This window comes from Nitrobacter sp. MLSD-S21, assembly GCF_058809865.1.
Genome location: NZ_JBXASZ010000001.1, coordinates 691790 through 705873, shown reverse-complemented (window position 1 = coordinate 705873; position 14084 = coordinate 691790). Strand labels below are relative to the sequence as shown.

10 protein-coding genes are annotated in these 14084 nt (G+C 60.2%); 5 read left to right on the top strand and 5 right to left on the bottom strand.

Annotated features, from left to right (window positions below; translation table 11 throughout):
* Window positions 1–78 precede the first annotated feature (78 nt).
* Window positions 79–1179: an anhydro-N-acetylmuramic acid kinase gene (locus AC1RT6_RS03540; protein WP_079447021.1), complete on the bottom strand. Its 1101-nt coding sequence runs from the start codon at window positions 1177–1179 to the stop codon at window positions 79–81.
* A gap of 158 nt (window positions 1180–1337) precedes the next feature.
* Here AC1RT6_RS03540 and tyrS point away from each other — a divergent pair, with 158 nt between their 5' ends.
* Complete coding sequence (tyrS, locus tag AC1RT6_RS03535) at window positions 1338–2591, top strand: tyrosine--tRNA ligase (RefSeq protein ID WP_472789792.1); 1254 nt, start codon at window positions 1338–1340, stop codon at window positions 2589–2591.
* A 64-nt stretch (window positions 2592–2655) separates the two neighbouring features.
* Here tyrS and AC1RT6_RS03530 read toward each other — a convergent pair whose 3' ends face one another.
* Window positions 2656–6288, bottom strand: coding sequence for a YhdP family protein (locus tag AC1RT6_RS03530; RefSeq protein WP_079446809.1), 3633 nt, complete (start codon window positions 6286–6288; stop codon window positions 2656–2658).
* 294 nt (window positions 6289–6582) lie between these two features.
* Here AC1RT6_RS03530 and AC1RT6_RS03525 point away from each other — a divergent pair, with 294 nt between their 5' ends.
* From AC1RT6_RS03525 to AC1RT6_RS03510, 4 genes are all read left to right on the top strand, one after another.
* The gene (locus AC1RT6_RS03525; protein ID WP_079446810.1) at window positions 6583–7200 is read left to right on the top strand and encodes a peroxiredoxin; all 618 of its coding nucleotides are present in this window, start codon (window positions 6583–6585) and stop codon (window positions 7198–7200) included.
* A 100-nt stretch (window positions 7201–7300) separates the two neighbouring features.
* On the top strand, window positions 7301–8665 hold the full coding sequence (locus AC1RT6_RS03520; RefSeq protein WP_079447022.1) for a M23 family metallopeptidase: 1365 nt from the start codon (window positions 7301–7303) through the stop codon (window positions 8663–8665).
* A 214-nt stretch (window positions 8666–8879) separates the two neighbouring features.
* A complete protein-coding gene (locus tag AC1RT6_RS03515; protein WP_158081522.1) occupies window positions 8880–9053 on the top strand; it encodes a hypothetical protein in 174 nt (57 codons plus the stop codon).
* Window positions 9054–9155: 102 nt separating this feature from the next.
* The gene (locus tag AC1RT6_RS03510; protein WP_472789796.1) at window positions 9156–11036 is read left to right on the top strand and encodes an ABC-F family ATP-binding cassette domain-containing protein; all 1881 of its coding nucleotides are present in this window, start codon (window positions 9156–9158) and stop codon (window positions 11034–11036) included.
* A gap of 132 nt (window positions 11037–11168) precedes the next feature.
* On the opposite strand, the gene AC1RT6_RS03505 is transcribed toward AC1RT6_RS03510, so the two are convergent.
* The 3 genes from AC1RT6_RS03505 to AC1RT6_RS03495 form a co-directional block, all read right to left on the bottom strand.
* Entirely contained in the window at window positions 11169–11687 is a 519-nt protein-coding gene (locus tag AC1RT6_RS03505; protein ID WP_079446812.1) for a hypothetical protein, read from the bottom strand.
* Window positions 11688–11847: 160 nt separating this feature from the next.
* Window positions 11848–12300, bottom strand: coding sequence for a DNA polymerase III subunit chi (locus tag AC1RT6_RS03500; protein ID WP_079446813.1), 453 nt, complete (start codon window positions 12298–12300; stop codon window positions 11848–11850).
* Complete coding sequence (locus AC1RT6_RS03495; protein WP_079446814.1) at window positions 12297–13799, bottom strand: leucyl aminopeptidase; 1503 nt, start codon at window positions 13797–13799, stop codon at window positions 12297–12299. The genes AC1RT6_RS03500 and AC1RT6_RS03495 overlap by 4 nt, the downstream gene beginning before the upstream one ends.
* Window positions 13800–14084 lie beyond the last annotated feature (285 nt).

The following is a 14084-nucleotide window of genomic DNA, read 5'->3' as shown; positions in this document are numbered from 1 at the left end:
CCACCCTCGTTACGATCCCGGTTCCGCGCAGCAGTTGCTTGTTGGCCCCGCCTCGGACTCACATCGGCAGGCGACGGCTCAGGGTCGCACGATCACGCCTCCGGTCATCGGCACCGGCACCCCGGTGGTCGCCGGATAGCTCAACGGCAAGCCTTTCAGGCCTCTCGCCGCGAGATAGCCGAAGGCTTGCGCCTCCATCGCATCGATCGACCAACCGAAGGCATCTGCGGGCTCGACCGTTGCAGGCGCAATTCTTTCCCGCAGCATCTCAAGCATGATTGGATTGCGGGCGCCGCCGCCAGCGACGATCCACTTTTCTGGCATCTTCGGCAGCAGCGGAATAATCCGCGCTATGGCCGCTGCGGTGAAGGCCGTCAGGGTTGCGGCACCATCGGCCGGCATCATGTCGTGCAGGACGAGCGAAGCGAAATCGTTGCGGTCGAGAGATTTGGGCGGGGGCAGCGTGAAGAACGGGTGCTTCAAGGCGCGCGCGATCCAGTCCGCGTCGGGATGGCCCTCTGCCGCCAGCCGGCCGTCGCGGTCGAACGGCTGGCCTGTCACGCGGAGCATGAAATCATCGAGGAGCGCGTTGCCCGGTCCGGTATCGCAGGCGATCAATGTATCGGCGCCGTCGATATAGGTGATGTTGGAAACGCCACCGATATTGACCACGCAGATCGGTCCCTCGCAACTGAGCGATTCCGCCAGCGCGCGATGATAGGCAGGGACGAATGGCGCGCCCTGGCCGCCGGCGGCTACGTCGGCCGCGCGAAAATCGTGCATTACCGGAACGCGGATCGCTTTCGCCAAGGCCGCCGCGTCACCGATCTGCACGGTCAGCCGCTGAGCGGGCCGATGCAGCACGGTCTGACCGTGGAAGCCGACGATATCGATATCCTCCCATACGATGCGGTTTTGCGCGATGAACGCCGCAACGGCTTCGGCGTGCGCCAAGGTCACGGCGCGCTCGGCTTCGCCGATTACGCCCGGCCGCGCGTCGCGCCGCGACAAACTGACAGCCTCCGCGAGCGCCTCACGCAACAAACCGCGCTCGAAATCCGTGTAGGGACGATAACCGGTCGGCCCGAACGCGGTTACTCGCTCACCGTCGGTTTCGATCAAGGCGACATCGATGCCGTCCAGAGAGGTACCGCTCATCAGACCGATTGCCGTCATCATCGCCTTGCGGTCTCCAGTTGCCTTCTGCGGGCCGGCTTGTGCCGAACGCACACTTCTTATAATGGCACACAGCGAAGCCTGGCGGCGGTGTCCGGCCATGATCCACCGGAATCGAGTTTGCGACAGAGCCTAACAAGAACGATCGGGGTCCTATAGCCATGGCCGCCTTCAAGTCCGATTTTCTCAACATCCTTCAGGAACGAGGCTTCATTCATCAGTGCTCCGACCTCGAGGGTCTTGATACGTTGGCCGCAAAAGGCGAGGCAACGGCTTACGTCGGCTACGATTGCACCGCGCCGTCGCTGCACATCGGCAACTACCTGACCATGATGATGCTCTACTGGCTCCAGCAGAGCGGCAACAAACCGATCACGCTAATGGGTGGCGGAACCACCATGGTCGGCGATCCCTCCGGCAAGGATGAATCGCGCGCGATCCGCAGCGTGGCGGAAATCGAGTCCAACAAGGCTAGCATTCGCGGCGTATTCGCCAAGGTGCTGCGTTACGGTTCGGGCGCGAGCGACGCGGTGATGCTGGACAACGCCGAGTGGCTGACCAAGCTCAACTGGATCGAGATGTTGCGTGACATCGGTCGGCATTTCTCGGTCAATCGCATGCTGACGATGGACTCCGTTCGCCTCCGCCTTGAGCGCGAACAGGAGATGAGCTTCATCGAATTCAACTACATGATCTGCCAGGCTTATGACTTCGTCGAACTGTCGCGCCGGGCCGGCTGCCGGTTGCAGATGGGCGGCTCGGATCAGTGGGGCAATATCGTCAATGGCGTCGATCTCGGCCGCCGTATGGGAACGCCTCAGTTGTTCGCCCTGACGACGCCGTTATTGACGACGGCATCGGGCGCAAAGATGGGAAAGACCGCGCAAGGCGCCGTCTGGCTCAATGCGGACGCCTTCAGCCCTTACGATTTCTGGCAATTCTGGCGCAACGTCGAGGACGCCGACGTCGTCAAATTTCTGAAACTGTTCACGATCCTGCCGATGGGCGAGATCACGAAACTGGCTGCGTTGCGGGACGCCGAGATCAACGAGGCCAAAAAAGTGCTCGCGACCGAGGCGACCGCGCTTCTGCATGGTCGCCCCGAGGCTGAGAAAGCTGCCGACACTGCGCGCACGACCTTCGAACAAGGCGCGATCGCCGAGAGCCTTCCCACGCTGGATATTTCGCAGAGCGAGCTTGCAAGCGGCACAGGCGTTCTCGCGCTGTTCGTAAAGGCGGGTCTTGTCGCCTCAAACGGCGAAGCGCGTCGCCAGATCAAGGGTGGCGGTCTTCGCATCAACGATGTCGTCGTCGCCGATGAAAAGATGATGTTGACACCGGACCATCTTACACCCGAAGGCGTGGTCAAGCTCTCAATGGGCAAGAAACGCCACGTGCTGCTGCGGCCTGCATAGCGTGCCTGGAGGTACGGATTGTTTTTCGTCGTAGCTGCGTTCAAGCAGCCGATTTGGCAAACGTTCAGTTGCCGCTCGTTGACGGAAACTCGATCTGGTTAGCCGTTTTTCCGGTCTGGAATTCAAAAATCTTGCGTACCAGCCCGGGCGCCATGGCCGAGATCGGATTGACGCGCAGTTGCGGTTGCCCCGGGGATCCTACCACCTCATAGGTCACGCCGATCAGCCCCTCGTCGCTGCCGCCGCCAAGGATCAGCCCGACGACCGGAAGCTGCCCAAAAATGTTGTTGAGCCCGTACATCGGGACGAACGTGCCGCTCATGCGAACTTCGTTGGCAGGATAGTCGATCTGGCCTTCGATGGTCGCGCCGATGGTCGGCCCTTTGACGACGCCGTCGCGGACCGTGAGTTGTCCGTTCTGCCGGGTGAACTCCGCGCGCAGACGCGAAAATGAAATACCGTTCTGAGCGGTCCGAGGACCACCCGCCACGGCGCGATCCAGAGCCGCTTCGCCCTTGATCGCGAAATCGCGAACGTTGATCAGGCCTTGCTTGGCCCGAGGCTCAGCGGTGGGAGGATCCATGGCCAGCGCAAGCTGACCGCCAAACATTTTTCCGTAGGTATCGGTAAAGCGGAAGAATGCGCCCGCGTCGTCGGTCTCGATCAGAATGACGTCGCGGCCCTGCGGGCGCCCGCGCAGATCGCCCGACAGGGACGTGTTACGTCCGATCTTGCCGCTCATGGTGAGGCTACGGACCGATCCATTACGCCGGGCCATCTTCACGTCCGCGCTGCGAACGGCTTCGCCGTAAAACCCGGCGACGGCGCCGATCTTCAGGTCGATGTCGAAATCGACGCTCTTGGACTTGCTTTTGGCGTCGGCCTGCTTTCCCGAGATCGTCGATTTGAGAAAGCCGCGGCCGTCGAACACGTCGCCGCGCATGACGACCTTCATCACGCCGTCCGAGTTTCGCTCCACCTTCAGAGTAGCCCTGTCACCTTCTGACGGCGCATAAACCGGGAAGTTCACATTCAACAGATCGCCGTTTTGATCGACCTCCAACGATCCCTTTATCATGACGCCGCTGCCGTCGATAACGATGTCCTCCAGACGCGTGGATTGCGCTTTATGCACGACATTAAACGTCGCGTGCCCTGACTTTCCCGGTAGCTTGACCCAGCCGGGCAGAACGTTGTCGAGTTTCAAGGATGTGAGATCGGCATCGATGGCGAATTTGCTGTCCCTGTCGCGGCTAATCTTCCCGACCAGCTTGATAGGAATCGAACCGGTCGCTCCTGCGCCGAGATCAACTCCGAGTTTTGCGCGGCTCGCGTCATCCAGCGTGGTCTGCAATTTGATGTCTGCATCGCCCGCGGCCGGCTTGCGGTAGTCCAGCGAAGCAGGCTGGCCGTTGATCTTGACGTCGCCCTTGACCTGGTACCCCTCGTTGTTGGCGGCTACCTTTAACGCGCTCGCTTCAAGCTTCTGATTCATGACTAGCTTGTCGGCGGCAAAACCCGTGAGATCCGCGGTGATGGAATAGGTGGTGTCCTCCTTGGTGATCTTTCGCGTGAGCGGCAGGCCCAAAGCGATCTGTGCCGCAACCGTCCCCTTGCTGGAATTCGGATCGATTAAATTATCGGTGAATTCGCGGAGGCGGTCCGAGACGAGAATTTCGGCGGCTGCGGGGACCGGAGCATCGATTCTGAATTTCACTCTTGCCAGAGCGGGTTTGGGTGCCAAATCCGGCACCTCGAAAACGACGTCGGAAATGTTGAGCTTTCGGCCGGACGGAGTATCGGCGGCGGCCTGCCCGATCGTTACCGTCGCGGTTCTTCCTGTCACCCGCGCCTTTAAGTCGGCGTCATGGACCGAGGGCATTTCATCAACGGGATGCAGGGTCACATTGCGAGCAACGATGTCAACCGAAAGCCCGTCATCCGGCATCGGCGGCCCGCGTCGCGACAGGTTGTGAAGCGGCGAATTCACGCCGATTTCAATGCGCTGGAGAGAGCCTCGATCAATTCGCCCAATAACCCATTCGCGCAACTCCGGCACGATCAGAGCCGGCCACATACTCTTGAGGGCGGCGGCTGACATCGGCGTCCCGGCAAAGCCCAGCTTCAGGCTTGGTGCGCCCGAATAGTCGATGCTGCCGGTGCCTGCAACGCCGATTTCGCCGTTGCTGATATCGGCTTGAGTCAGAATGACCTGCTTGTGTTCTGTGTCGAAACGCAGGTTGATCGCAATGCGATTGAGGATCAGAGGCGCTTCGCCATCGAAGCCGGCGAGCACGATTGTGCCGCCGCTCAAACCCATCTGCCAGTCCGGAATATTGCCATTCGGAGGCTGGAGGCGGGCAAGCAGCGTAATTCTATTTTCGCCGGACACCATCTTGAACGGTGCCACCAGGACACGCCGTCCCGAATCCCATTCCATGTTCATTTCGATCTCATCGATCGCCATGGGATAATCCGGCGTGTCAGAGTCGATGATCGTGCCTTTGCCGGCGACAAGACTGCCGCGCAGATACGTGGGCAAGCCGTCGCGACCAATCTCGCCCTTCAGTTCGCCGCTGAGCGGCATGTCGGCGCTGTAAGTGAGGTCCTTGATGCGAAGAGCCAGCAAAATGTTCTTTGCTGGAATGCCAGCGGCTTGGAGATCAATCGGACGGACACCATTCGCGGGCGGTCCGACCGTGACGTGAAGCGACCACCCCTTGCTGCCGCCTTCGCTGACAGTGAATGCGACGCCGCCCGTGCCCGGCCTGCGAAGACTCAGGCTGATGTTGCTAAAGCTCCAACGGTTGCCGCGCTGCTGGTCGTCAACCACCAGTCTCCCGTTCTTTAGACCGATCTCGTTGAGATTTTGGCCATCAAGCCCCCTTACGCCGAGGCTGTCGAGCCATTCCAACCCCGCCAACAAGGTGCTCGCGTTGCCGCCGTCTTCTGAAATCGGCGGTACTGCGGTCGGGGCGTCGGGGAATTGTTGCGTTCCTTGTGTCGGCAACGATGTTTCGGAGGATACGGCTGTCGATGGCAAGTCAGATCGTCGCGTTGGCGCGACGCCCGTGGCAAGCGGCTTAGCGTTATCACCTGTCGAAACAGTGACTTGGCCGTCCGACGTAATTCTGACCGCAAGTTCGGCGTCGACCAGATTGAGACTTTCGGCACGTAACCGGCCGGTCAACAGCGCTATACCAGACAGTCTAACCTCGGCCTTGGGTGCGCTCGCGATGATGACATGATCGCGGTCACGGACGACGACGTCACGAATACGAACCGCGATACGAATTCTGCCGGCCCGCTCGATTTGCGTGCCGCCAATTTCCACCGTGTTGTCGTGACCAATGTTTTCCTCGATCGCAGCGACAAGCCAAGGCGTCATCATGTCGAGATTGACGGGACCAGCGCCGAGACGCCACCAGAGCGCACCGAACCCGCCCGCGAACATGATCGTCAGGACCAAGCCGGTGATCGCGAGCCGTCTGACCCAGCGTTCTCCCGCCAGCCAGTTTCTGAATTTCACGAATCGGTCGCCGACTCTGTGGAATCTGGAATCCGACCGCGACAGCAATTGACGTATGCGACGATTTTGGAGTTCGTCGTCGTCCTCGTCCCAGCCGGCACCCTCTCCTTGCGAGACCTGATGATCGCCGTGCAATTTCGGATTTCGTATCGGCGTCTTTTTAGCCATTGCCTCTCAGTGCCCGCTTGGTCGGGAGCTTTCGCCCTTATCGGTCCGCGCGCCGTTTCCGGACGAACGTTCCTGTGATGGCCCTTCGGCTAATCCCCGATTTGGCGTGTTACGCGTCATCCGGCTCCTGGTGCCCACTTGAACTGAATGTGGGGCGGACAACTCGTCGAATTCCTTGTAACCGAACCCGCGGTCGGCAGTCATGCACAGCGGCGGCGGTCTGACCGATTCGCCCTCGGCGCCTGCCGCAGTTGAACGGATACTGAGCGTTGGAAAGCGACGAAAGGAAGGCGTATGTCCAAGAAGATACGCAAGAAATCCTCCAAGTCGGACAGTTCTGGGACTGCCCGGGCTGCGACGGTCAACCGCATAAAACCGGCTCGCAACGTCGATATGACAGCGAGCGGGAAGCTCAAATCACGCCTGACTTCGCCCTTCTCACAAGCAGGTGAGCTTGCGGAAGGCTCCCTGGCGCCACCATTCAAACTCCCGAGGGAAGACGGCACCCACGTTTCGCTTGCCGATTTCGCCGGGACGAAGCTCGTGATCTTCTTCTATCCGCGCGCAGGCACTCCGGGCTGCACCAGGGAGGCCATGGATTTCACACGGCTGGCAAAAGAGTTCGCGGCCAGTGGAACGACAGTGATGGGCGTGTCGTCCGACTCCGTAAAGGCACAGGAATCGTTTCGAAACAAGCATAAGCTGTCCACTCCTCTTGTTTCGGACGAAAAGCACGACATGTTGGAAGCATATAACGCCTGGGGCGAAAAATCCATGTATGGCAAAACCTTCACCGGCGTTCTTCGTACAACCGTGCTGGTGGACGAAGCCGGGCGGATCGCTCGTATCTGGCGCCGCGTCAAGGTCGAAGGTCACGCTGACGAGGTACTCGCGGCAGCGCGCCGACTGTAAAAGCGCACCGCCATTTTCCGAAAATTAACCATGAATGGTTCAAATCAGCATCGAAGTTGAGCCGTCCGAAGCCCTGTTTCAGGTCGGCACAGGAGTATCGATGCCGTACCGTTCCAGTCAGTGCGCCGAGTACCCGCCGCATCGCACCCACGATCATGATCGACATCCTTCGCGCTACGCGGCAGCGGCTAGCTTGCCGGGAATGAGGGAAAAGCGGAGCGGTTACACTTTTGCTCATGGCGGCAGACAGGTTCGGTTTGGCCCGGTCGTGTTCTGGATTGCGGTCGGAACCGTCACGCTGCTCGGGATCTGGTCGGCTGCGACTGCGACCTATTTCGCCTTCCGCGATGATGTGCTGACGCGGCTCATCGCGCGGCAGGCGGACATGCAATATGCCTACGAAGATCGCATTGCCGAATTGCGCTCGCGGGTCGATCGTACCACCAGCCGTCAATTGATCGATCAGGAACAGTTCGAGAGAAAGCTCGACGAGATCATGCGCCGTCAGACGGTGCTTGAATCTCGCGCCGGTGCCCTGAGTGCCATATCTGAGGTTTCAGTAACGGGATCAATCAAAGGGTCGGCCCGGAAGGCGGGAAACGACGCTGACGCAGGCTCATCGCGGTCTGAAAAGCCCTCCCCGATCAACGATACTACTACTTTCGAGGCGCTACCCGATCGAGGCGCGCCCCTTGACTTTCGCCAGCCGGCCAATGCCCGTCCAAAACCGGTCCCGCTCATGAACGTCACCGGCGAGGACAACAGGCTCTTGCAGCTGAAATCGTCGCTCGATCGGGTCGAGAGCCGTCAGATCGCCGAATTGAGTTCGATCGCGGATGGTATGGATTCCCGCCTGCACCGGATGCGTGGAGTTTTCTCCGATCTCGGACTGAGCGTGGCGAAGATGGCGACCGCCACGCTGTATCCCGGCACGGGTGGGCCCTATGTGCCTGTCAAGCTGCGATCCGATTCTGATCCGTTCGAGCGTCAGCTTTACCGCGTCAACCTGACGCGTGCGCAGATCGACCGGCTGGATCGCGCGCTCGCCCTTGTTCCCTATCGCAAGCCGGTCGTGGGAGAGCTCGAATTCACGTCCGGTTTCGGCGTTCGCGTCGATCCGTTCGTTGGGCGACCGGCAATGCACACCGGGCTCGATTTTCGCGCTACGGCAGGAAACCCCGTGCGGACGACGGCGAACGGAAAGGTCATCTCCGCGAACTGGACGGGTGGCTATGGCCGGATGGTCGAGGTGGATCATGGCAATGGCTTGTCGACCCGCTACGGTCACCTTTCGGAAATCGATGTGAAGATCGGCCAAACCGTCAAGGCCGGACAGGTCATCGGTGAGGTCGGATCGACGGGCCGTTCGACAGGTCCGCACCTGCACTACGAAACAAGGATCGACGGGGAAGCTGTCGATCCTCAGAAATTTCTGCGAGCGGGCACGCGCTTGAACAATGGCTAGCCGAGAATGACGACTTGCTCGGCCTCGGTTTTGTGTGCGTGGGGAAGGCCCCGGCCTCCGATTTCCGAAGACCCTGGCCCGTCTAAACGTTTGATTTCCACATCGGCTGTTATCCTCGGGCTTGCAGATACTGCACGCGATAGGCCATATCCCCGAAACAATTTACCGCTTCGGGGCTTAATCCTATAGCGCACCGCAGGGACACCGAACCACAATGCCCGACCGAATCGCCGAAAGCGCCGATCGGATTGATCCGCAGACCAGCAAAGAGGTCGCGAAAGCGATCGGTGAGCGGCTGCGAACCGACCTGCGGCCGGAAGAGCCGGAACTACCTTTCCGGCTTCAGGTGCTGTTGCAGCAGCTGAGTGCGCAGGACGGCCACGGCTGACCTCCTTGCGCTGGTCTCGTTTCGGTTGAAGCCTTCGCCGTATTTGCTCCCGAACGCCCACAAACGAGTTGCGTTTGGCCGGCGCAGCGGTGAAAAACATCCATGCTGTCCATCACCGATATTTCGATCCGCATCGCCGGACGGCTGCTGATCGACCATAGCTCTGTTCAGATCGTGCCCGGCGCTCGTGTCGGCTTTGTCGGTCGTAACGGTGTCGGAAAATCGACGCTGTTCCATGCCATCCGCGGTGAGCTGCCGACCGAAACGGGGACCATTGCCGTTCCGCCGCGCTGGCGCGTCGGTAGCCTCGCACAAGAAGCTCCCGACGGCCCTGAAAGCCTGATCGAGGTGGTGCTGAAGGCCGACATCGAACGCCACGCGCTGCTGCATGAAGCCGAAATTGCTCGCGATCCACACCGCATCGCCGACATCCAGACGCGTCTCGTCGATATCGACGCCCATTCCGCACCCGCACGCGCGGCGTCGATCCTGAGCGGTCTCGGATTTTCAACGGCGGACCAGGCCCGCCCCTGTTCGGAATTCTCAGGCGGCTGGCGTATGCGCGTCGCGCTCGCGGCAACCCTCTTTGCTGCACCCGATTTGTTGCTGTTGGATGAGCCGACGAATTACCTCGATCTCGAAGGAACGCTCTGGCTGGAAGATCACCTCGCGCACTACCCGCGCACGGTCATCATCATCAGCCACGACCGCGACCTGCTCGACACATCCGTCGATCAGATCCTGCACCTCGATCGCGGCAAGCTCACTCTCTACAAGGGCACCTACTCCTCGTTCGAGGACCAGCGCGCTGCCCGCGAGATGCTCGATGCCAAGCACGCCAGGCGGCAGGCCGACGAACGCAAGCGGCTTCAAGATTTCGTCGATCGCTTCAAGGCCAAGGCCTCGAAGGCACGCCAGGCGCAGTCGCGCGTGAAGATGCTCGAGCGCATGAAGCCCGTGACGGCGCTGGTGACACAAGACGTGCGCGAGATTTCGTTTCCCGTGCCGGACAAGCTGTTGTCGCCGCCGATCATTGCCGTTGACGAGGCAGTCGTAGGTTACGATCGGGAATCGCCAGTCCTCAAGCGCGTAACCTTGCGGATCGATGAGGACGATCGTATTGCCCTGCTCGGCGCCAACGGAAACGGCAAGTCCACCCTCGTCAAACTGCTCGCCGGCAAGCTACAACCGTTCGCCGGCAAAGTGGTGTGCGCCGACAAGCTATCGATCGGCTATTTCGCCCAGCATCAGACCGACGAACTGGACCTCGACGGCTCGCCCTACGATCATGTGCGGCGACTGATGTCAGATGCCCCAGAAACAAAAATTCGCGCTCGCGTGGGAGGCATCGGCTTTTCAGGCAAGGCGGGCGACACCCTTGTTCGAAGCCTTTCGGGTGGCGAAAAAGCGCGCCTTTTACTCGGGCTTGCGACGTTCTTCGCCCCCAACATGATCATTCTTGACGAACCGACCAACCATCTCGATATCGACAGCCGGGCCGCGCTTGCCGAAGCAATCAACGAATATCCCGGTGCTGTCATTATGGTCTCGCATGACCGCTATCTGATTGAGGCCTGCGCCGACCGGCTGTGGGTTGTGGCAGACCGCGCCGTTACTCCTTACGACGGGGACCTCGACGATTACCGCCGCGCGGTTTTGTCGGCACGCGGCCTCCGCACAAACGGTCGCGACCGCGGGTCGTCTGGCGAGCGCGACGACGGCCGTGACAAGCCGCGGCGCGAGAGGATCGAACGGCGCGCGCCGCTCAAACAGAAGATTACGGCCGCCGAGGCCGAGATCGAGCGAATCACCGGCATCATCGAAAAAATCGACGTCGCCCTTGCGTTGCCGGATCTGTTCAAGCGCGAGCCCAAACAGGCGGCGCAACTCACAAAGGCACGGGCCAGCGCGGTCGACGCCCTGCAGCGCGCCGAGGAGGAATGGCTGGAGGCCAGCTCGTCCTACGATAACGCCCCAGGCTGACGGAAACCGTTGCTGAAAACTTTAGTGTTTTCGAGCGCCGCGGATGCTGGTTTGCGTGAAGAAAACGCGTTAAATCAAAATCATAGAGCAAGGATTTCAATTCTATTGGAAGCGGAGCTCCAGCTCACGCTTCTACCGTTTTTTCGCTCGCCGCTCCGGCTTCTGAGGTGCTGCTAGTTCAGGCGCCCGCTCGATCGAGGACAGACGTCCCGCCGAAAATGTATAAGTTCCGGCGCGTGGTCCTCTCAGGAACGTCAAGACTGCAACACGATCTCCCCCCGGATTGTTGGAGAGACTGACATTATCCGGCGCGACTCCGATGCCGCGCGTCACGTCGCATTCGGTATGACCTAACGCCACGGTACCCGTTGCAGTTGGCGGAGCAGCGGTAGCGTTGTCGGAGGGTGCACCGGATCCCCCTGCGCCGATCGGCGGCGCCATCCCCGTACAAAGACCGTCCGCACTGATGAGGTCGTCCGGCGCGACCGGCTTGTCCGGCGTGAGCGGCGGTGTTTCAATCGAAACGTTCTTGACGAATACTCTGCCGGATCGCGAAAACCAGTCCGCATCCTTCGACAGCAGATCTGACGACAAAATATCCGATGCGCTGCCGCAGCCCGATACAAGCGGCGCTATCAGAAGGAGCGACATCAAGGCCCTTCGGCGAAATCTGGGCTGTCTCACGACGAATTTTATCCCGACGGATCGTAAAAAACCTGTCCCACCACCTATTTGCGGCGTGACCATGACTGGACCTTAGTGTCTGAGCAGAAAGCTTCAAGTATCATCAAATTACAACCGCTCTATCTGGCTACTTGCGACGCTGCCAGCGTCCAGTTTCGTCAGGCTGCCAGTAGGTCGCCTCAAACCCTCGTGACTTGCACTCTGTCCAGACGGCCCTCGCGGCATCTAGCGCGCCACTATCGTCGCCATCGAAGATCAGCACCAGCCGTTCGTAGGTATCAGGACTGTCCGGAAGTGGGGCACTGTCGATTAGAAATCTGACGGTGGCCCGGTTGGGATTTCGGCCGTCGACCGTCAGGATAATCGGCTGTTCGCTGGCGTCCTCGATCCGCCACGTCGCATGCGGCAGGAAAGAATCGTCACGATAGGACCATAGATGAGCATCGAGCGCATCGGCGCGCTCCTCAGATGTTGTATGGACGACGGCGCGCCATCCGCGTTCGAAGGTTTTCTCGAGCAGCGGTGGCAGAACTTTTTCAAGCGACATGTTCTGCAAATGGTAGAACAGAACTTCCGTCATCGCTGCGTTTCGTAATGCTCCGCGACGAGGCGATCCAGCAACCGCACGCCGAACCCGGATCCCCAACTCTGATTGATGTCGGATTTGGGAGCGCCCATCGCCGTTCCCGCGATGTCGAGATGCGCCCACGGCGTATCGTCGATGAACCGTTGCAAAAATTGAGCAGCCGTGATCGAGCCGCCATAGCGGCCGCCGGTGTTTTTCATGTCAGCAAACTGCGAGTCGATCAGCTTGTCGTATTCAGGCGCAAGCGGCATCCGCCAGACCCGCTCACCGGTCTCCAAGCCTGCCTTGGTCAGTCGTTCCGACAATTCGTCATTGTTGGAGAACAGGCCGGCGTGTGCGGTGCCGAGCGCCACCATGATCGCGCCGGTGAGCGTTGCGAGATCAACCATCACCTTCGGCTTGAACTTGCGGGCGACGTACCAGAGCACGTCTGCAAGGACCAGCCTGCCCTCGGCGTCGGTGTTGATGATCTCGATGGTCTGACCTGACATTGACGTCACGATATCGCCGGGCCGCTGCGCGTTGCCGTCCGGCATGTTCTCGACAAGGCCGATGACGCCGACGGCATTCACCTTCGCCTTGCGCGAGGCGAGCGCATGCATCAACCCCACCACACAGGCCGCCCCGCCCATGTCGCCCTTCATGTCTTCCATGCCGCTGGCGGATTTGATCGAGATTCCGCCGGTGTCGAAGCAAACGCCCTTGCCGATGAAAGCGACGGGCGGTTCGCCCTTCTTGCCGCCATTCCAGCGCATGACGACCGTCCGGCTGGGCCGTGCCGACCCCTGCCCCACACCCAGCAGCGCCCCCATGCCAAGTTTGGTCATCGCCTTGACGTCAAGAACGTTGATACCGACCCCGATCGCGCGCAACCGGCTCGCGCGCCGCGCGAATTCCTCCGGATAAAGTACATTCGGCGGTTCGTTCACGAGGTCGCGCGCGATAATGACACCATCGACAACGTGATTGACAGGCGCGAACGCCTTCTTTGCTGCGGCGACGTCGGCGACCGCTATCGATATATCGGCGCGCAATACCGCATCGTCGCCGTCCTTTTTCCGCGTCTTGTAACGATCGAATTTGTAAGCGCGTAACCGGATACCGGAAGCCAGCGCCGCCGACTGATCCGGACCCATCATTGCGGATGGCAGCTCCGCAATGATCGTGACGCCGCCGTTATCGCTACGAATCTTTCCCGCAAGAACACCGCCGAATTTCAAGAAATCGCTGCTTTTGAGAGCCGACGTTTTGCCGGCACCCACAACGATCAGGCGATTAGCCTTGAGCCCCTCCGGCGCGAGAATATCGAGTGTCGTCGCGCTTTTGCCTTTGAACTGATTGGCTGCAGCCGCCCGTTTGACAAGTGCGGTTGACGACCCGAGAGCCTTGCTCGCGGCTTGGCCGAACTTCAGCGCATCATCGCAAAATACTACGAGGGTCCCGCGCGAAGCGGTCGAAACAGGAACAAAGCCCACCTTGACGGCGTCGGGCATCGGAAACCTCCAGGATCAGGGTGGTGCGGCCTCGAAATCGGGCCAGCGTGTGACTTAGCGACTATGACCTGTCAACGGCAACGCTGCCAAGGGTTCAACACCGTGTCAGCTTTCGGCGCCGTTGCTACAAATTCGCTTTGAGCGCAATTAACCCCCGCCGCCGTGGCTGCAGTGTCACATATTCCGGATTTTAACTATAATCGACGGACATTAAGCCTCGGCCATTTTGTTGACAGATCAAAGGGATGGTACTGAGAGACGAGTCAGGTAAAACATGGCGGGACG